The organism is Starkeya nomas (assembly GCF_902703545.1).
Taxonomy (GTDB): Bacteria; Pseudomonadota; Alphaproteobacteria; order Rhizobiales; family Xanthobacteraceae; genus Ancylobacter; species Ancylobacter moscoviensis.
Window position 1 is genome coordinate 1,119,829 of the sequence record NZ_CACSAS010000001.1, and the last position, 19,036, is coordinate 1,138,864.

Genomic DNA, 19,036 nt, shown 5'->3' on the forward strand with positions numbered 1-19,036 from the left:
GCGCGCTTATAGCCACGCTCAAACGAGAAAACCGCACGCTATGTCGCTACATATAAAAGTCAGATAATCTTGCATTATCGGTCATTCTTCTCTTTATATAGGAGATGGCTGAAAACACCGCGCAAACCGACGAAAATCGCCCTCCGGGGCGCTCCGCATCGCCTCAGGGCTCAGGCGCACCCGTCATTGTTTCCAATGCCGCGCCGTCGGCCGAGGGTGCCGCCCTCCCCACCCCGCTTCCGGAAGAAAGTGCCCCCCTCCCCGCCCATCTCGAGCGTCTCGCCGGCCGCGCCCGCGATTATGTCGAAGCGTCCAGCTCCGCCAATACCCGCCGTGCCTATGCTAGCGACTGGGCGCATTTTGCTTCCTGGTGCCGGCGTCAGGGGCTAGAGCTTATGCCGCCCACCCCGCAGGTGGTCGGGCTGTACATCACTGCCTGCGCCTCCAGCGGCGCGATTCCCGGCGGCAAGGCGAACTCCGTCTCCACCATCGAGCGCCGGCTCTCCGCCATCACCTGGAACTACGCCCAGCGCGGCACCCCGCTCGATCGCAAGGACCGGCACATCGCCACCGTCCTCGCCGGCATCCGCAACACCCATGCCGCCCCGCCCCGGCAGAAGGAGGCGGTGCTCCCCGAAGACCTCATCGCCATGCTGGAGGTGCTGGAGCGCGGTACGCTGCGCGGCCTGCGTGATCGCGTCATGCTGCTGCTCGGCTTTGCCGGCGGCCTGCGCCGTTCCGAAATCGTCGGGCTGGATTGCGGGCGCGACCAGACCGAGGACGGGCGCGGCTGGGTCGAGATCCTCGACAAGGGACTACTGGTCACGCTGCGTGGCAAAACCGGCTGGCGCGAGGTCGAGATCGGCCGCGGCTCGTCAGATGCCACCTGCCCGGTTGTCGCCCTCACCACTTGGCTGAAGCTGGCGCGCATCAGCCATGGCCCGCTGTTCCGGCGGGTGACGGGCCGAGGCAAGGATGTCGGGACGGAACGCCTCAACGACCGCGAGGTCGCCCGCCTCGTCAAGCGCACCGCACTGGCCGCCGGGGTGCGCGGTGATCTCACCGAGGGCGAACGGGAGGCAAAGTTCGCCGGCCACTCGCTGCGCGCCGGCCTCGCCTCTTCCGCGGAAGTCGACGAGCGCCATGTGCAGAAACAGCTCGGCCATGCTTCCGCCGAGATGACCCGACGCTATCAGCGCCGGCGTGACAGATTCCGCGTCAATCTCACAAAGGCCGCTGGGCTGTAGGCGGAAGGCCCCTGCCCTATCGACCCATCGCTTCCGGCGAGATCAGTTCCAGCATAAAAAATACCGCCTGTAGCAGTCGCGACCACGAATTAGGATGAACGGGACGAAGCGTGCAGGACCTCGTCGAGGAGATCGGTAGCGATCGCAAGGCTGTCCGGGCCGATGGACTCATAGGCCGGCTTGATCATCAGCTGCGAGATTGTTCTCGCAACAAATTCCGGATTCAGCGCAGCGAGGCGCTGTCGCGTCGCCGCCACTTGTTCGGGAAAGGCCTGCAAGGCGGAGATCACCTCCGACCGATGCTCCCGTGACGCGGCAGCAAGGTCGAAGATATCCCGTGTCCTTGCAACGGTGCCCCGGTAGACGATTTTCTTGGCAATGATCTCGGGGATGGTCTCGAGCTGGACAGGCTGGCCTTCGACAAGCTGTGTCACTGTGGGGACGGCTGTCAGTGCGCTCGCAACGATGAAATCGATCTCGCCCAGCTGGTCGAAGGCAAATTTCTGGAATCGCGCTCCATCGCCTTCATAGGCTGTAGGCACGACACTGAAGCTCAACCCGCTTCTCGATGGATCCAGGAATCCGAGCAGTTGCGGATCGTTGATGAACAGATCGACGTCGTGGCTTTCACGATGACCAATCTGGATCATCATGGCCGTGCCACCGCCGAACGACCATTCGAAATCATATCCGCCGGTCGCCACCTTCACCTGGCGTATGAGATCGGAAGCAATGGCAAAAAGCCGCTGCCACTCCGAAGGACGACGATTGGCAAGCTCGGTCATCAGGCGGCGAGAGGGTAGCTCTCACCCGACCACGCTGCGAAATCACTTGCCAGAGCCTTCAGCGTCGCAAACGGAATGTGATAAGCGTCCGCGAACTTCAACTGATTGGCAACAGGCACCTCTCCCAGAAAGGCGCTCACCTGACCGGGATGCTGCTTCGCCAGGGTGATATCCGACAGACAATGAGCCAACTCCGCACCGTCAAGCTGCTCGCCATAGGGTGCGTTCACCGTCGTCAGGATCAAGGCCAGATGCGTGCTCATAACCGTTGAAAGATAGTCGTTTCGTTCCTCGCGGACAAGTTCATCAAACCGCACTCCTCTCCCTTTACCGCCCCTTTGGCTTGTTCAGGCTTTTAAGCAGCGCTTCCGAGACGTGGAGACCACCACCCTCACTGGAACCTGCTGACCGCGGCCGTTCCGTATCCCGTCCGATCCTCTGCGCATCGAGCTTTACCCGCAGCAGCGCCATGATCATCGGCCAGGTCGAGAACTTCCCGTCCCTCGCCCGATCCGTCAGGCTGCGCAGATAGCCACCGGGCGAACCGATCTGGTCGACGCGCTGGTAGATCGCGGCCAGCGTGATTGCCGCATGCTGCTCGCCCAACGCCTCCTGCGCCTCTCGCCAGGCGCTCGGGCTGATCCCCAGCATCGGCCGGACCAGCTCCGCTGCGGCCAAGAAGTCCCGCCAGTGCCGGATTTCACCACCCTGCACCAGTTCAAGCACGCCGGGGCAGGCGTCGAGCACGATCCCAAGGGGCAACTCCCGCTTCGGCAAGCTCCGCACGTTGTCGGTTTCCGCGACGCTGCCGCCCGCTTCTTTTTTATTTCGGAGGCTATGTTCAGATTCAATATGAAGGTCTGGATTTGAATTCTGTATGTGACGACCGGAATGGGACTCATTGGCATCCGGATTCTGCGTTTTCGTGAAAGATTCCAGAGCCTCGCGGATATCCGCGTAAAGAGCCGCCAGCTCGGCGCTGATTGCCTCGACCAGCTGGCGCGGGGCCGAACGAGGGAGGCGGGAGATGATCGCCTGATAGTCCAGCAGTACCTTCCCCCAATTGCCTGGGACGCTCTCCTCGACGCCGGTGTCGATCAGCTTGACGATGTCCCGTCGCAGCAGCGTGAGACGCTCCTTTGCGACGCGGAACGCCCTTCTCTCCGCATGAACCGCCTCGGCCAGGTCATGGAGTTCCTGCGCCCGCGCGACCAGCGGCGAGAGATCGAAACCATAGGCCTGCTCGATCTCGCCGCCCCTGCCCTTGCGGGCGAAGCGCTTGCCGTTCGGGCTGTCGCGCCGGATCACCAACCCGCAATCGACCAGCACGGCGATGTGCCGGCGCAGCGTCGTCGCCGGCATGCCGTTCGCTCGCGCCGCCAGCTGCTCGTTGGACGGCCAGACGATCAGCTCGGCATCGCCGGTGAGCGCGGTTTCTGGATGGAAAGTCAGCAGGGCGTTGAGGATCGCCAGCGAGCGATCAGTGGCGCCGAGGAGTTCCCTCGCCTCGCGGATGTCCTGGAACACCTGCCATTTATGCGCGACGGCATCCGGCTTCACCGCCTTCGCCACCATCTGGCTCGAAATCTGGCCGAGCTTCATCGGCCGCCGCCCAAAGGGCGTCGTCGAAACATGCGTCTGCATTGTCCTTCACCTATCGCTAGGCAAAAGAATCCAGCGCGCCCGAGCAAGGTCGTTCGCTAAAACGCTTGACGGTGATTCCGGGAGGTGCGATTCTCAATGCGCCAACAACGAGAAGGGCTTCCGGGACACCGTTTCGGGGGCCTTTTTCTTTTGCGGTTTAGTGCGTCTCCTGCTTTGATCCGTTTTTCTGGTATTCCTCGTAAAGGCGCTCCAGATTATCAGAGAGATAGGCCCCGAAATCCGAAGCGTCCTTCGCCTTCAGTGCGAGCGTGAACGAGCGACCTGCGGCCTTCGTCACCACCTTCACCGAATCTCCAGCCAGTGCCCAGTCTCGTTCGGTAGGACGAGCGACCACCGGCTTACGAGTTTTCGCCCTCGCTATTCCTTCCAGAACGAGCGCGAAGCGCTGCTCTTGAGGCGCATCCTTGAAGCTAGGCGTGTGCACCAGCTCGACTGCGGCACTGGCCTTCGCGGGATGAAGCAGTTCCTTCTTCAAATGCTCCCAGCGATCACGACCTACCCCGCGCGCAGCGCCTAGCGCGTCAAGCACCGGGGCCGGGACGGCTTCGACAACAGCCAGCATGCGCGAGAGCAAGGTATCGTCGATCGTCAGCGCACGCTTTATGTCGTCCTTCGATATTCCCGAATGGAGCAACTTCTTCGCGAAAAGCGATTTCTCAATGAAAGTCAGGTTGGCGCGAGCCGTATTTTCCTGCCCCTGCGCAATGACATGAGCGATATCCGCAAGCGGCTTCACAACCGCCCTTACCGGTATTCCAAGCTGCCGTGCCGCTTTCGCTCTGCGATGCCCATAAACGATCACGTAACGCTGGGCATCATCCGGATGCGGCCGGACGAGGATCGGTGAGGCCTGGCCGACATCCTTGATCGCTGCGACAAGCGCATCGAATTCATCAGCTTCTTCGCCGATGCGATCAGCGAAAGGGGAGGGATCAAGCAAAGCTGGATCTAGCTGAACGATCGCCTCCCCCTCCAAGAGGCGCATCGAATTCTCCGCCATCTCGTCAAGAGTTTGCATCATGGAACGGGAAGCTCCACGCCGCGCATACTCCGCACGAGACTCCGATGCCGTAGCTACGGGCACCTCTTCCTGCTTCGGATCGGCAAATGACGCCAGTAGGTGCTTCCTAGCCAAGACGCCCTCCCGATACAGGACGCATCCCTTTGCTGTACCTAGACTTTTCGGCGATTTGCACGGCTGTCAAACCAACGGTCACTTTCGCCCCCACGATTTGTGAATTAGCTCAGCGATCTCGCCGTTCACGGCGTTGAGGGATTCGACGGCCCGATCATAGGTCGACCGAGTGAACTGGCTGCGCTCAACCTCGTAAAGCGTTTGCTTGGTGATGCCCGCGTCGGAAATCGCCGTCGATTTGAGCATCTGGTTCCGCAGCATGCGACGATTGAACATCGCCTGCATGAATCCGACCATCTGCGCTTGCGGCCCATCCGTTGGCTCATAGCGCGTGACCAAATATCGGAACCAGTTCAGCCTGACCCGCGCACCAGCACTTTTGATCGACTGAAGAATGCCGCCAAGCATCAGCAGGAACTGGCTCATCGACATGATATCAAGCATCTGCGGATGGACCGTGATCAGAACGGACGTCGACGCGGTCAATGCCGTCAACGTCAGGTAGCCGAGTTGTGGAGGACAATCGATGACCACCACATCGTATTGGTCATCGACCTCCTTAAGCGCCTGAGTGATCCGGGTGAAGAACATCCGCCCCTCTGACGACCCCTTATTGGACGCCGCCAGAGGCGTTTCATACTCGTACTCCTGCAATTCGAGATTCGCCGGCACGATATCGAGGCCAGGGAAATTGGTAGGCCGAATAATCGTTTTGATCGACTTGCGCTGGTCATCGTAGCGCAGCGCCTCGAAGAGGGAGGGGTTTTTATCCAGTTCCGGCTGAATCCCATGTAGAGCCGTTAGCGATGCTTGCGGATCGAGATCAATAGCCAGAACACGGTGGCCGGTAAGGGCAAGATACTGTGCCAGATGCGCGGTCGTCGTGGTCTTGCCGCTGCCTCCCTTGAAATTGACGACGGAAACCACCTGGAGTTCATCACCCGGCCGACGATGAGGAACATACCGTTTGATGTCGCTCCGGCCGTGTTTGTCAAGGAAATGGCGCAGTTCCAGCATCTGCGCAGCCGTGTAGCTGCGCCGGCCGGAGGATGACACCTGTGGATCAGGCCCTTTCCCCTCAAGATGAAGCTTCTTGATGTGGTTCTGCGTCACTCCGAGAAACTCGGCGACCTCAACGGATGAGAAAAGGCGAAGCCCTTTCTCCGCATTAGGCGGATACTGCTCCAAGCGCAGCATATTGAGCTTATCGGAGATGAGTTCCCCCTGCTGGAGAATCTCCTCGTCAAAGTCCGTTTCCGTAGGGTGCCCTGTGCTCACTTCCGCCAACTTCTCTAGAATAACGCTTTTCATGCAGCATTCACGCTGAAAGCGTTATTACTATGGTCGATTCGAGAAGGGTCGCAAGCCGTTTTTGGTTAACGAAACCTTAACGCTCAAATCCGCAGCTCCCAAGTCCGCAGGCCATTTCGTTACGTTTTCCGAGACTTACCGTGAGTCGGCCGGAAGCGGATGCCCCATGGGAACTGCAAATTTGCACCCGCATGCAGGACGATCCGCGCCTCCCGGATCGTCCCGTCGATCACCTCGACCGTGGAATCACCCGCTGCAAATCTGCACGTAGCCGGCCCCCGCCACCGGTGATCTGTCTCCACACAGCCCGTTCATGTGGAGACGTTGATGCGGATTCAGGTTGTGGTTCCGGCACACTATGAGGCATACGCCGACCTACTCGCCCAGATGCGACGCCTGCGCGCCGCGATCTTCTCGGGACGTCTCGAATGGGACGTCACCATCGAGAACGGCGAGGAGCGGGATCAGTATGATGACCTGCAGCCGTCCTACGTCCTGGCGGTGACCGCCTCGGGACAGGTGGCCGGATGCTGTCGCCTGCTCCCCGCGTCCGGACCGACCATGCTGGAGAGGACGTTCCCGCAACTGCTCGCGAGCGGTTCGCTCAATGTCCACACGGCAATGGTCGAGAGCTCGCGCTTCTGCGTCGACACCACGCTGGCCTCCGACAGGGCAGGGGGCCTTCTGCACGAGACCACGCTGTTCCTGTTCGCCGGGATCATCGAATGGTCGATGGCCAATGGTTACAACGAGCTCGTCACCGCCACCGACCTGCGCTTCGAACGGATCCTCAAACGCGCGGGCTGGCCGATGCAGCGGCTGGGCGAGCCGGTCCGGATCGGCAACACCACGGCGATCGCGGGCACGCTGCCCATCGACGCGGCCAGCTTCCGGAACGTGTGCCCGGCTCACTATCGCCCGGAATTCAACGCAGGCGCCCCCGCAACGCTGAGGAGTGCGGCGTGACCCAGCTCCGGTCCCATTCCCGGCTGGTCCGCAAGCTCCAGGAGGCATTGGGCGACCAGCTCTGCGTCGCCCTCGACGACGCGACCGTCGTCGAGATCATGCTCAATCCCGATGGCAAGCTGTTCATCGAACGGCTCGGCCAGGGAGTCGCCGAGGTGGGAGCCATGAACCCGGCCGCCGCCGAGGTCGTGATCGGCAGTGTCGCCCATGCCCTGCAATCGGAGGCCGACGACGAGCAGCCCATCATCTCCGGCGAGTTGCCGATCGGCGGTCATCGTTTCGAGGGGCTGCTGCCCCCGGTCGTGGCCGCCCCCACCTTCACCATCCGGCGGCGCGCCTCCCGGCTGATCCCGCTCGACGACTATGTGAAGGCGAAGGTGATGAGCAAGGCTCAGGTCTCCGTCCTGCGTAGCGCGATCGCCGCGAGGATGAACATCGTCATCTCCGGCGGCACCGGCTCCGGCAAGACCACGCTGGCCAATGCGGTCATCGCCGAGATCGTCGCGGAGGCTCCCGACGATCGCCTTCTCATCCTAGAGGACACCGCCGAGATCCGCTGTCCGGCGGAGAACGCCGTCTGCCTTCACACCAGCGCCACCGTCGACATGGCGCGCCTGCTCAAGAGCACCATGCGCCTGCGCCCGGACCGCATCATCGTCGGCGAGGTCCGCGACGGCGCGGCACTAACACTGCTCAAGGCCTGGAACACCGGCCATCCCGGCGGCGTCACCACGATCCATTCCAACACCGCGATGTCGGCCTTGCGCCGTCTCGAACAACTCACCGCCGAGGTCAGCCAGCAGCCCATGCAGGAAGTCATCGGGGAGGCGGTCGACCTCATCGTCTCGATCGAGCGCTCGGGCCGGGGGAGGCGGGTGCACGAGATCCTTCACGTCGAGGGCTTCAGCGCCTCCCGGTATCAGACCGAACACTATGGGAAAACCGACGGGGACAGCCATGTCGCGTAGCCTTCACCTTGCTCTTGCCGGCGCCGGCGTTGCAGCTCTCGCCGCAACCGCACTCATCGAGCCGGCCTTCGCCTCGTCAGGCGGCAGCCTTCCCTGGGAAGGTCCGCTCGAGCAGATCCAGCAGTCGATCACCGGGCCCGTGGCCGGCTTCATCGCACTCGCGGCCGTCGCGGTCGCCGGCGGCATGTTGATCTTCGGCGGCGAGCTGAACGATTTCGCGCGGCGGCTGATGTATGTGGTTCTCGTCGCCGGCATCCTGTTAGGGGCCACCCAGATCGTTGCCCTGTTCGGATCGACCGGCGCCTCGATCGGCACGCCGGTCGCACCTGCGCAGACGGCGCCTCCCGCGTCCTCCCATGGCGGGGGAGGGGAGGGGACCGATGGCTGACACGTCCAGCCTCGCACGATCGCGCATCCACCGTGCCCTGTCCCGGCCAAACCTGCTGATGGGCGCCGACCGGGAGCTGGTGCTGCTGACCGGCCTTGCCTCCGCGATCCTGATCTTCGTCGTGCTCACCTGGTACGCGACACTGTTCGGCGTCGCGATCTGGCTGGTCGTGGTGGCAATACTGCGCATGATGGCTAGGTCCGACCCGCTGATGCGGCGTGTCTATGTGCGCCACATCACCTACCAGTCGCAGTACCGGGCGACCTCGACGCCCTGGCGGCGGTTCTGAGGTCGCCCATGGTCGCGCTCAGATCCTTTCGTCATGCCGGTCCGTCCTTCGCCGACCTCGTGCCCTATGCCGGCCTCGTCGACAATGGCGTGCTCCTGCTCAAGGACGGCTCGCTGATGGCCGGCTGGTACTTTGCCGGCCCCGACAGCGAGAGCTCAACGCCGAGTGAGCGCAACGAGGTCTCCCGCCAGATCAACACCATATTGGCGCGGCTCGGTTCCGGCTGGATGATCCAGGTCGAGGCCGTTCGTGTGCCGACCTCGGATTATCCCGACGAGAAAGACTGCCATTTCCCCGACCCAGTGACCCGCGCGATCGACGCCGAGCGTCGGTCACATTTCCAGCGCGAGCGCGGCCATTTTGAGAGCCGCCATGCACTCATTCTGACATGGCGTCCGCCGGAGCCGCGGCGTTCCGGGCTCACGCGCTATATCTATTCCGACGAGGCAAGCCGCACCGCCTCCTACGCCTCGGCGGCACTCGATGCCTTCCGGACCTCGATCCGGGAGATCGAGCAATATCTCGCCAATGTCGTCTCGATCCGTCGGATGGTGACCCGCGAGACGGAAGAGGCCGGCGGCTTTCACACCGCCCGATACGATGAACTGTTTCAGTTCATCCGCTTCTGCATCACCGGAGAGAACCATCCCGTCCGGCTGCCAGACATCCCGATGTATCTCGACTGGCTGGCCACGGCCGAACTTCGGCACGGGCTGACGCCTCTCGTCGAGAACCGCCATCTCGGCGTCGTCGCCATCGATGGGCTGCCGGCCGAGAGCTGGCCCGGTATTCTCAACGCGCTCGACCTGATGCCACTGACCTATCGCTGGTCGTCGCGTTTCGTCTTCCTCGACGAGCAGGAGGCCCGTCAAAAGCTCGAGCGCACGCGCAAGAAATGGCAGCAGAAGGTGCGGCCCTTCTTCGACCAGCTGTTCCAGACGCAGAGCCGATCGGTCGACCAGGACGCCATGATGATGGTGGCGGAAACCGAAGATGCCATTGCCGAAGCCTCCTCGCAGCTCGTCGCCTATGGCTATTACACACCGGTCATCGTCCTGTTCGACACGGAGCAGACCCGCCTGAGGGAAAAATGCGAGGCGGTGCGCCGCCTCATCCAGGCCGAGGGCTTCGGCGCCCGCATCGAGACGCTCAACGCCACCGACGCCTTCATCGGCAGCCTGCCCGGCGTCTCCTACGCCAATATCCGCGAACCCCTGATCAACACCCGCAACCTCGCCGACCTCATCCCGCTCAACTCGGTCTGGTCAGGCAGCGTCGATGCGCCGTGTCCGTTCTATCCGCCCGGATCGCCGCCGCTGATGCAGGTGGCGAGCGGCAGCACGCCGTTCCGCCTGAATCTCCATGTCGACGATGTCGGCCACACGCTGGTCTTCGGGCCGACCGGCTCTGGTAAGTCGACCCTGCTGGCGCTCATCGCCGCGCAGTTCCGCCGCTACGGCGATGCTCAGGTCTTCGCCTTCGACAAGGGCCGCTCCATGCTGCCGCTGACGCTGGCGATCGGCGGCTCGCACTACGAGATCGGCGGCGAGAACATCGGGGCAGGGGAGGAGGCTCCGCTCGCGTTCTGCCCTCTCGCCGAGCTGTCCACGGATGGCGACAGGGCGTTTGCGAGCGAATGGATCGAGACCCTCGTCGCGCTGCAGAGCGTGACGATCGCGCCCGACCATCGCAATGCCATCTCCCGGCAGATCGGCCTGATGGCAGGCTCGCGAGGGCGCTCGCTCTCGGATTTCGTGTCGGGCGTCCAGATGCGCGAGATCAAGGACGCGCTCCACCACTACACCGTCGACGGTCCGATGGGACAGCTGCTCGATGCCGAACAGGACGGTCTGTCGCTCGGCACCTTCCAGTGCTTCGAGATCGAGGAGCTCATGAACATGGGCGAGCGCAATCTCGTCCCCGTGCTCACTTATCTCTTCCGTCGCATCGAAAAGCGTCTGACCGGCGCGCCGAGCCTGATCATCCTCGACGAGGCCTGGCTGATGCTCGGCCATCCGACCTTCCGCGCCAGGATACGGGAATGGCTGAAGGTCCTGCGCAAGGCCAATTGCGCGGTCGTCCTCGCCACCCAATCAATCTCGGACGCCGAGCGCTCCGGCATTATCGACGTGCTCAAGGAAAGCTGCCCGACCAAGATCTGCCTGCCGAACGGATCGGCACGCGAGCCGGGCACCCGCGAATTCTACGAGCGCCTCGGCTTCAATGAACGCCAGATCGAGATCGTCGCGAGCGCACTGCCCAAACGCGAATACTACGTCGCCTCCCCGGACGGACGGCGGCTCTTCGACATGGCGCTGGGGCCCGTTGCCCTCTCCTTCGTGGGAGCGTCCGGCAAGGAGGACCTCAAGCGCATTCGCGCGCTGCACTCCGAAAAGGGGGCCGGCTGGCCTCTCTCGTGGCTCCAGCAGAGGGGGATCGCCCATGCCGAAACCATCCTTGCCACCGCATAGATCCCGGTTCGTGCTCACGACCGCAATCATGCTGTTCATGGCGAGCCTGCCTCGGGAGGCACCCGCCGGCGGTGCAACGGGCGGTGCGACCGAATGGACGCAGCTCGCCAACAATGCCGAGCTGGTGAGCCTTGTCGGCCAGTCCGCCGAGCAGGTGAACAACCAGATCAAGCAGATCTCCCAACTTGCCGAGCAGATCCAGAACCAGCTGAACATCTACAACAATATGCTGCAGAACACGGCGCAACTGCCGAACCATGTCTGGGGCCAGGTCGAGAATGACCTGAAGAGTCTGCAGAACGTGGTCTCGCAGGGCCAGGGCATCGCCTTCTCCATGGGCAACGCCGATGACGTGCTGCGGCAGCGCTTCCAGAGCTTCGCCGAAATGAAGAGCAGCCTGCCCGATGGCGCTTCCTTTTCCTCCACCTATCAGGGCTGGTCGACCACCAATCGCGACACCATCGCCGGCACGCTGAAGGCCGCCAACCTGACCGCGCAGCAGTTCGGCAGCGAAGAGGCCACCATGTCGTCCTTGCGCACGATGTCGGAAAGTGCCGACGGCCAGATGAAGGCGTTGCAGGTCGGCCATCAGATCGCGACCCAGCAGGTTGCGCAGATGCAGAAGCTGCGCGGCCTCGTATCCCAGCAGATGACCATGATGGGCACCTGGTATCAGTCCGACCAGGCGCAGAAGGACCTCGCCCAGGCCCGCCGCGAGCAGTTCTTCAACGCTCCCACCCGCGACATTCGCGGCGGGCAGACCATGGAGCCGCGCTGGTGAGCTCCCGTCTTGTCATTCTCATCCTGCTCGCCGGAGCCCTTGGCCTGTGCGCGACGCTCGCCTTCCGGATGGTCGGGCCATCGTCCACCGAGCCTGCCCGCGCGACAACCGAACCATCGTCACCTCCGGCATCCGACACCGCACGTCGTGAACATATCGAGCGCTTTTTCGGTGGCGATCCGAACAGGGATGTTCGCGGCGGCCAGGAGATGAAGCCGCGATGGTGATCCCGTGCCCTTGCCGTCCGCTCGAACTCGCCATTGCGGTTGCAGCGATCGTCCTGCTCGTGAGCGCACCCGCGCTGGCGCAGGAGGGTTCCGTTCTCACCACGCTGGAGAACTCCGTCGTGACCGCGGCCCGCGGCTGGGAAACCACAGTCATGGATGCCGCCCGGTCGCTGTTCTGGATCCTCGCGGGGATCGAGATCGGCATCGCGGCCGTATGGCTCGCGATCAATGCCGCCTCGCTCGACGCCTGGTTCGCCGAACTCGTGCGCCGCATCATGTTCATCGGCCTGTTCGCCTTCATTCTCGACCAGGGACCGGACTTCGCGAAGGCCGTGGTCGACAGCCTCTTCCAGATAGGCGGCAGCGGAGGGGACGCTTCACCCGCCAACATCTTCGATGCCGGTATCCGCGTCGCGTCCAAGATGTCGGAACAGGCCAAGTTCGGCCTGTTCGAGGACAATGCGCTGGCGATCGCCGCCGTTTTCGCCATGGTGGTTGTTGTCATCTCCTTCTCACTGGTCGCCGCGATCTTCGTCGCGGTGATGGTGGAGATGTATGTCGGCCTGCTTGCCGGCATGATCATGCTCGGCCTCGGCGGTTCCTCCTTCACCAAAGACTTCGCCGTCCGCTATCTCGTCTATGCCTTCTCGGTCGGCATCAAGCTGATGGCGCTGGTGATGATCGCCAGGATCGGCTCGGACATCCTGCTCGGTCTCGCCGAGGCCCCGACCGCGACCTCGGACCAGTTCATCACCACGCTGGCCATTGCCGGCATCTCGGTCGTCGTCTTCGTCATCGCCATGTATGTGCCGCCCATCATGCAGGGCGTCGTCCAGGGTGCCTCGATCTCCGGCGGCATGGAGGCGATCCGGCACGGCGCACAGGTCGCGAGCTTCGCGGCCGGTGGCGCCTTTCTGGGTGCCAGCGCGGCCGGTAAGGGCGCGCAGTCGGCGAGCGACGCCCGCGCCAGCGGCTCCTCATTGGCCGGCGCCGCCCTGCGCGGCATGGCGTCAGGTATCGGCAGTGCCGCGGGAGCGGCAGGCGCAGCGGCCAAGGAAAAGGCCATTGCCGCACCCGGCGCCTATGCCGGCTCATTGCTCGGCCTCGCCAATGCCAAGCTCGACCAGGGCCGGCAGTCCGGCGGCACGCGCTCGTCCCGCCCCGTGCCGCCGCCCATCGACGACAACAAATGAGGAGACGGTCCGGTATGGCCTCCGGCAATCCACCAGAAAACCCCTACATCGCCGCCCGTCAGGAGTGGAACGAGCGCTATGGCTCCTATGTTAAGGCCGCTGCCGGCTGGCGCGTCGTCGGCATCACCGGCATGGTCATGGCGGTGATCGGCTTCTCCTATGCCCTGTTCCAGAGCACGCAGGTCAGGCTCGTTCCCTACATCGTCGAAGTCGACAAACTCGGCACCGCCTCGAGCGCCGGCTATCCGCAGCAGATCGAATATGCCGATCCGCGCGTCGTGCGCGCGACGCTCGGAAGCTTCGTCTCGAACTTCCGCAGCGTGACGCCCGATGCCGTGGTGCAGAAACAGTACATCGACCGCACCTATGCGCATCTGCGCACCTCTGATCCGGCGACCGAAAAGGTCAATGCCTGGTTCCGTTCCTCGTCGCCCTTCGACAAGGCGAGGAACGCGACGGTCGCCATCGAGGTGAACAACATCGTCGCGCTGTCGAACCAGAGCTATCAGATCGACTGGACCGAGTTCGAGCGTGACCGCAAGGGCAAGGAGACCGCGGTCCGGCGGTTCCGTGGCATCGCCACCGTCACGCTGACGCCGCCTCAGGACGAGGCGAGCATCCGCCTCAACCCGATCGGCCTCTATCTGCGCGACTTCGATTGGACGGCCCAGCTTTGAAAGGCTCGCACGCGCGCATGCACGAAAACCACGCAGCAATCCGGCCTTTTCTGCCGACCACCATCGCCTTTGCCATCATGGCCTCCCTTCTGACGTCCCCCACCTGCGTGAAAGCGCAGGGCCTCAGCGCCAATGAGGCCAAGGGCACCGGCATTTCGGAGCGCTGGCGGGGGAGCCCCGGCGTGGTCACAAGAGGACCCGACGGGAAGGTCGTCTTTCTCTATGGCGAGATCCAGCCCTCCGTCGTCTGCTCTCCGCTGCAGGTCTGCGACATCGAACTCCAGCCGGGCGAAGTGGTCCGCGACGTGCTCGTCGGCGACACCGTCCGCTGGAAGGTCGAGCCTGCGACCTCGGGAGCGGCCGACGGCCAGGCGATCCACCTGATCGTCAAGCCGTCGGAGCCGGGGCTCGTCACCTCGATGGTGGTGACCACTTCACGCCGCACCTACCACATTCAGCTGAAATCGCATCAGAGCCAGTATATGGCCCGCGTCGGCTTCGCCTATCCCGACGATGTCTCCATCAGAATGGCGGACATCAATGCCCGGATCGAGGCCAGCACCATCCCCGGCGCCGGCGTGCCGGCTGAGCAGCTCCAGTTCGAATATTCGGTCTCCGGTCGGGCCGGCTGGCGGCCGAGCCGGGTCTATAGCGACGGACAGAAGACCTACATCCAGTTTCCGCGCTCGATCACCGGACAGGATGCGCCCGTCCTCTTCGTAACCTCGGGCGGACAGAGCCGCATCGTCAATTACCGCATGAAGGGCGACATGATGATCGTCGACTATCACGTCGACAGAGCCGTGCTCGTGTCAGGCGTCGGCTGGAACCAGGAAAAGGTGACGATCAGGAGGGGCGGCTGATGCTCCTTCCTCCCACGTTGCGTTCCCTGGCCGGCGCGGCAGCGCTCGCGCTCGTCCTTGCCGGATGTCAGACCGCCGGACAGGGCAGCCTCATTGCCAGCGAGGCACCCGCCGACGTGTCCGGTCCTGCCGCAAGCGCCATCGCTGGCGAAATGGTGAGCCGACTGGCCGAACAGGTCGGGCCGGGAACCGCCACGATCGCGCTCAAGCAGGACGGTTCGCCTTTCGGGGAAGCTCTCGAAACCGCCCTGAAGGGCTGGGGCTATGCCGTCGTCACGGACCAGAAGACCGAGGGCGGCACGAGCATTGTCCCGCTTGCCTACATGATCGTTCCCTTCGAGGGCCAGGTCCTGGCTCGGCTCTCGACAGCCGATGTTGAACTCGGGCGGGCCTATAGCGTCACGGCAGCCGGCGCTACGCCGGCGAGCCCGGTCTCCGTCATGCGGCGCGGATAGGAAGGGTGTCATGACACAATCCCTCAAGCTCGGCGGTGCTGCGAATGACGAAACCGAAGCCGGCATGCGCCGGATCAACCGGCTGCCCGTCATCATCGTCATCGTGCTGGTCGTCGCCTTCCTGGGTGTGATCTTCTACGGCCTGGCCTCGCGCGGCCTGCGCATGGGAGAAGCGGGCGGGCCCGGGGAGAGTACCGGCAACCCGGCATCCACCTTTGCCGACCAGCTCAAACGCGGCGTCGGCGATGCCATCATCGGCGAACCCCAACAGGTGGCATTACCCGCACCCGCGCCAGTCGCGACCAAAGAGGTGCCGGTAACCAACCCGTTTCTACCCCCGCCAGCGCGGCAAGCGAACGTGCGACCGGAACCCACGCTGGAGCCGGAAGCCGTCTGGCGGGCGCGGCTGCAGCGCGAGCAAGAGGAGCAATATGTGCGTGAGCGTCATCGTCAGGACATGGCGCGGCTGCAGGCGAATGACGCAGCTTATGACGCCCCCATCGCGGTCGATCGGGGCAAGCTCGACGGGCTCGGCACTGGCCCAGCAACCCGCCCCGGTGCACCGGCAACAGCTTCCGCGTCTCCTTCGGGCGGCGCCCCGGACCTTCTCGCCGCCGCCTTGCGCGCGGGAGCCGGCGGCATCAATCCGGATCCCAACGGTCAGCGTGCCAAGGAAGACTTCTTCAATGCCGACCTCAAAAGCCTCGGCTACCTGCCGAACCGGGTGGTGCCGCAGCTCTCGCCCTTTGAGCTGAAGCGCGGCTCGGTGATCCCCGCGACCCTGATCACCGGCATCAACTCCGACCTGCCGGGGCGCATCACCGCGCAGGTGAGCCAGAATGTCTATGACAGCGCGACCGGCCATCGCCTGCTCATTCCGCAAGGCACGAAGCTCTTCGGTCGCTACGACAGCAAGGTGTCGTTCGGGCAGAGCCGTGTCCTCGTCGTCTGGACCGATATCATCTATCCGAACGGCTCGACATTGCAGATCGGCGGCATGGCGGGAACGGACGCCGAGGGCTATGGCGGCTTCCGCGACAAGGCCGATCGCAAATGGCTGGAAACCTTCGGCTCCGCCATACTGATCGCCCTGATTGGCACCGGGATCGACATGGCGATTCCCCAGAGCAATGACCCGTTCAATTCCAACAGCCCCGAGGACGCCGCGCGGATCAATTTCGCCGAGACCTTCGGTCGGACGGCGGAACAGACCATCCAGCGCAACATGGACGTCCAGCCAACGCTCGAGATCCGTCCAGGCTACCAGTTCAACGTACTGGTCGACCAGGACATCGTGTTCCCCGGCGCCTATCGGGGTTAGGGGATCGCCACCCAAGGCACTGTTCCCCTGACAGATTTCTTAGGACCCAGCCAGCCTTGCTGCGGCCCGCCACTGGCGCGGCGGCCCCATGCTCCGTATAAGGAGGTTGGGGCAGTACGCGCTGTCCTGGGGCTTAGAATCCCCTGATGAACGGTTGGTGCCGACCGGAATGGCACCAGAATCCTCTGACCTTACGGCCGGGGGCCTGTGACGCATGTCCAGGCGCTTCGGTGCTAAAGGTCTCAGGGCCGATTCATCTCGGATTCTAACCCCCGGCTAGGGTTCATGGGATTAACGTCGGCGGGGGCGCACCGCGGACAACTTCAGGCGAGCAGGGGATGGAAACGAACGAGACCACACCGGAAACCAAATACGAGCTTCGTCCCCTCGTCGGGCTGACGCGAGGACTGCCGCGGTCGGATCTCGAGGCCATCACAGTCAATGCTATTCGCATCCACAGGCAGCTCGTCGATCGCGCCGACGAGCTGTTTCACGGACTTCCCGAAGCCTGCAAGACCGGGAAGACGCTGGGGGGCGAGCAGCATGTCCGGTACATCGAGGCCGCCATCGAGATGCACTCTCAAATGGCTGCCGTCGCGGCTCTTATCGCGCTTCTCGGATATACACCGAGTGTTTCAGTGAAATAATCGTCAGATCAGCTTCCGACGGATCGCCACGGCAACAAGCTGTGTAATCGTGTAGACGTTAAACCGCTTTTTTGTTTCAGCGAGTTTCACCCGCACGCTGTTATATTTGACGTTGTGGAGTTCGGCCACTTCCTCCACGGTCTTGCCCAGTGCAATCCAGCGCAGATAGGCGGCCTCCTTCGCATCAAGCCATGCGTGCTCCTCGATCGTCGGCGTCGCCTGCAGATGCGCAATGCGCGCATGAAGCTGCCCCACGGCAGCCGCGGCCGCGATAGCATCGATATCCTTTTCGGGATCGATCCTGCGCTTGTCGGATGCCAGCGTGAACATCGACATGAAGCCGTTCGCGGTATTCACCGGGATCGTAAAGCCCGACCGGATCGCGAAGTCGTCAGCATGCGAGAAGAAGGATCGCTGTTCTCTAGACAGGTGCGAGCGGTCCGACTCCCCATCCCAAGAGAAGGCGCGCCTGAGTCTCCTTGCCCGCTCAACGACGGGATCGATCACGGAGTAGCACTCATGGAAGTAAACGCGCTGCCATTCAGAGCGATAATTCGAAATTGCAAATGTATTGTTCATTTGCATATGCAGGTACGCGTAACCGGCAAAGCCAAAGGATTCAGAAAGGTCCGTCAAAGCCGATTTGAGACCGGCTTCGTCCAACCCAACCGCCGCCAGGTCGGTAAGCCTGTCAACCCAATGCTTCACCAGCTTCCTCCGCACAACGTTTTGTTTTCATGCAGCTGAGTTTTGACCTTCGGATTGGTCAACTCAAAATTACGCTTTCTCCATACACCTTGCATGAAGGCGGTATCCTGTGGGGAGTTTGCGCACTCCAGCACCTCCTCCACTGACGGGAGACCTCGGTCGCTGCAGCCGCCCCTGTCTGCTCACGATGTGATCCATTCAGCACCGCGAACATCGCTGTTCCGACCTAGTCGCCACGGATAGCGCACTGCAAATTTTTGCACTCACTTGTCGGGCGATCAAGAAACCTCCTTGCGAAATCGCACGGCGCCCCGGAATGGTCTTCTATTTCCGATCCATGGACGGCTTCACGCCGATCCTGGACAGATCGATGCGGATATCAGCGCCGTTGGGATCTCCGGCCGGAGGCTCCGATGGGCTGCCCTCCCTGTCGGCTTCCTCAGCCGTGGTTTCGGGTGGCGTGTGCGGCATCGAGCCATCGGGCGGCAGTTCCGTTGCCGTGAACACGAAATCACCCTCGAAGTACCCGCTTTTCCACGCGAGGATAGCATCCTCGAGCGCCTCGTCCGTCTCCCGACCGTACCACCTGACGACCATGGCATAGACCTTTCGGAACAGCGCGCTGCCCATGCGGATGTTCGCGCACGGATCAACTAGGTCGGAAGTGAGTTCCGCAACATCCTGCACCCCAAGGCCTGCGGGGAACTGGGTAACGCCGACGCGCACGACGTAGCGGCCAACGTGCTCGCGGATCAGAGCAAGCGCTTCGGCGGGCGAGCCCGGCTTCGGTACCAGTACAACCAGATCGCCCGCGCGGACCGTCACGGCAAGAGGATCCCGCATTCCCACCTGCTCGATGAACTTCTCGACGATCGCCGGTTTCAGGTTGGGGTCAGCGCATTGCTGGATAAGGGCGGCATCCACCATTCCCGTCTCTCC

21 protein-coding genes are annotated in these 19,036 nt (G+C 63.0%); 14 read left to right on the plus strand and 7 right to left on the minus strand.

The window, feature by feature from the left end; translation table 11 throughout:
- The first annotated feature begins 104 nt into the window (after positions 1-104).
- On the plus strand, positions 105-1,247 hold the full coding sequence (locus tag STARVERO_RS05375) for a site-specific integrase (protein ID WP_159598138.1): 1,143 nt from the start codon (positions 105-107) through the stop codon (positions 1,245-1,247).
- A gap of 89 nt (positions 1,248-1,336) precedes the next feature.
- Here STARVERO_RS05375 and STARVERO_RS05380 read toward each other — a convergent pair whose 3' ends face one another.
- From STARVERO_RS05380 to repA, 5 genes are all read right to left on the minus strand, one after another.
- Positions 1,337-2,032: a nucleotidyl transferase AbiEii/AbiGii toxin family protein gene (locus STARVERO_RS05380; protein WP_159598139.1), complete on the minus strand. Its 696-nt coding sequence runs from the start codon at positions 2,030-2,032 to the stop codon at positions 1,337-1,339.
- A complete protein-coding gene (locus STARVERO_RS05385) occupies positions 2,032-2,349 on the minus strand; it encodes a hypothetical protein (protein WP_244616608.1) in 318 nt (105 codons plus the stop codon). Before STARVERO_RS05385 ends, STARVERO_RS05380 begins: the two co-directional genes overlap by 1 nt.
- Before the next feature lie 10 nt (positions 2,350-2,359).
- Positions 2,360-3,676, minus strand: a complete 1,317-nt coding sequence (gene repC, locus STARVERO_RS05390; RefSeq protein WP_159598140.1) for a plasmid replication protein RepC — start codon at positions 3,674-3,676, stop codon at positions 2,360-2,362.
- A gap of 157 nt (positions 3,677-3,833) precedes the next feature.
- Positions 3,834-4,832 (minus strand): plasmid partitioning protein RepB, encoded by a 999-nt coding sequence (gene repB / locus STARVERO_RS05395; RefSeq protein ID WP_159598141.1) that lies wholly within the window; start codon positions 4,830-4,832, stop codon positions 3,834-3,836.
- Positions 4,833-4,910: 78 nt separating this feature from the next.
- Entirely contained in the window at positions 4,911-6,143 is a 1,233-nt protein-coding gene (repA, locus tag STARVERO_RS05400; RefSeq protein WP_200837693.1) for a plasmid partitioning protein RepA, read from the minus strand.
- Between the two features lie 327 nt (positions 6,144-6,470).
- Between repA and traI the strand changes: the two genes are divergently transcribed.
- From traI to STARVERO_RS05465, 13 genes are all read left to right on the plus strand, one after another.
- Positions 6,471-7,109, plus strand: a complete 639-nt coding sequence (traI, locus tag STARVERO_RS05405; RefSeq protein WP_159598142.1) for an acyl-homoserine-lactone synthase — start codon at positions 6,471-6,473, stop codon at positions 7,107-7,109.
- Positions 7,106-8,077: a P-type conjugative transfer ATPase TrbB gene (gene trbB, locus STARVERO_RS05410; protein WP_159598143.1), complete on the plus strand. Its 972-nt coding sequence runs from the start codon at positions 7,106-7,108 to the stop codon at positions 8,075-8,077. Before traI ends, trbB begins: the two co-directional genes overlap by 4 nt.
- A complete protein-coding gene (locus tag STARVERO_RS05415) occupies positions 8,067-8,465 on the plus strand; it encodes a TrbC/VirB2 family protein (RefSeq protein ID WP_159598144.1) in 399 nt (132 codons plus the stop codon). The genes trbB and STARVERO_RS05415 overlap by 11 nt, the downstream gene beginning before the upstream one ends.
- A complete protein-coding gene (locus STARVERO_RS05420; RefSeq protein WP_159598145.1) occupies positions 8,458-8,754 on the plus strand; it encodes a conjugal transfer protein TrbD in 297 nt (98 codons plus the stop codon). Before STARVERO_RS05415 ends, STARVERO_RS05420 begins: the two co-directional genes overlap by 8 nt.
- 8 nt (positions 8,755-8,762) lie before the next feature.
- On the plus strand, positions 8,763-11,225 hold the full coding sequence (locus tag STARVERO_RS05425) for a conjugal transfer protein TrbE (RefSeq protein ID WP_159598146.1): 2,463 nt from the start codon (positions 8,763-8,765) through the stop codon (positions 11,223-11,225).
- Positions 11,226-11,253: 28 nt separating this feature from the next.
- Complete coding sequence (gene trbJ / locus STARVERO_RS05430) at positions 11,254-12,006, plus strand: P-type conjugative transfer protein TrbJ (RefSeq protein WP_244616876.1); 753 nt, start codon at positions 11,254-11,256, stop codon at positions 12,004-12,006.
- Entirely contained in the window at positions 12,003-12,233 is a 231-nt protein-coding gene (trbK, locus tag STARVERO_RS05435) for an entry exclusion protein TrbK (RefSeq protein ID WP_200837695.1), read from the plus strand. Before trbJ ends, trbK begins: the two co-directional genes overlap by 4 nt.
- Positions 12,227-13,426, plus strand: coding sequence for a P-type conjugative transfer protein TrbL (gene trbL, locus STARVERO_RS05440; protein WP_159598148.1), 1,200 nt, complete (start codon positions 12,227-12,229; stop codon positions 13,424-13,426). Before trbK ends, trbL begins: the two co-directional genes overlap by 7 nt.
- A gap of 14 nt (positions 13,427-13,440) precedes the next feature.
- On the plus strand, positions 13,441-14,103 hold the full coding sequence (locus STARVERO_RS05445; protein ID WP_159598149.1) for a conjugal transfer protein TrbF: 663 nt from the start codon (positions 13,441-13,443) through the stop codon (positions 14,101-14,103).
- 17 nt (positions 14,104-14,120) lie between these two features.
- Complete coding sequence (gene trbG, locus STARVERO_RS05450) at positions 14,121-14,966, plus strand: P-type conjugative transfer protein TrbG (RefSeq protein ID WP_159598150.1); 846 nt, start codon at positions 14,121-14,123, stop codon at positions 14,964-14,966.
- On the plus strand, positions 14,966-15,421 hold the full coding sequence (trbH, locus tag STARVERO_RS05455; RefSeq protein WP_159598151.1) for a conjugal transfer protein TrbH: 456 nt from the start codon (positions 14,966-14,968) through the stop codon (positions 15,419-15,421). The genes trbG and trbH overlap by 1 nt, the downstream gene beginning before the upstream one ends.
- A 10-nt stretch (positions 15,422-15,431) precedes the next feature.
- Positions 15,432-16,742 (plus strand): IncP-type conjugal transfer protein TrbI, encoded by a 1,311-nt coding sequence (gene trbI, locus STARVERO_RS05460; protein WP_159598152.1) that lies wholly within the window; start codon positions 15,432-15,434, stop codon positions 16,740-16,742.
- A gap of 338 nt (positions 16,743-17,080) precedes the next feature.
- On the plus strand, positions 17,081-17,389 hold the full coding sequence (locus STARVERO_RS05465) for a transcriptional repressor TraM (protein WP_159598153.1): 309 nt from the start codon (positions 17,081-17,083) through the stop codon (positions 17,387-17,389).
- 3 nt (positions 17,390-17,392) lie between these two features.
- Here STARVERO_RS05465 and traR read toward each other — a convergent pair whose 3' ends face one another.
- The gene (gene traR / locus STARVERO_RS05470) at positions 17,393-18,097 is read right to left on the minus strand and encodes an autoinducer-binding transcriptional regulator TraR (RefSeq protein ID WP_159598154.1); all 705 of its coding nucleotides are present in this window, start codon (positions 18,095-18,097) and stop codon (positions 17,393-17,395) included.
- Positions 18,098-18,421: 324 nt separating this feature from the next.
- Positions 18,422-19,024 carry a lysozyme family protein gene (locus tag STARVERO_RS05475; protein ID WP_159598155.1) on the minus strand — a complete coding sequence of 201 codons (603 nt, stop codon included), beginning with the start codon at positions 19,022-19,024 and terminating at the stop codon, positions 18,422-18,424.
- Positions 19,025-19,036: the final 12 nt, after the last annotated feature.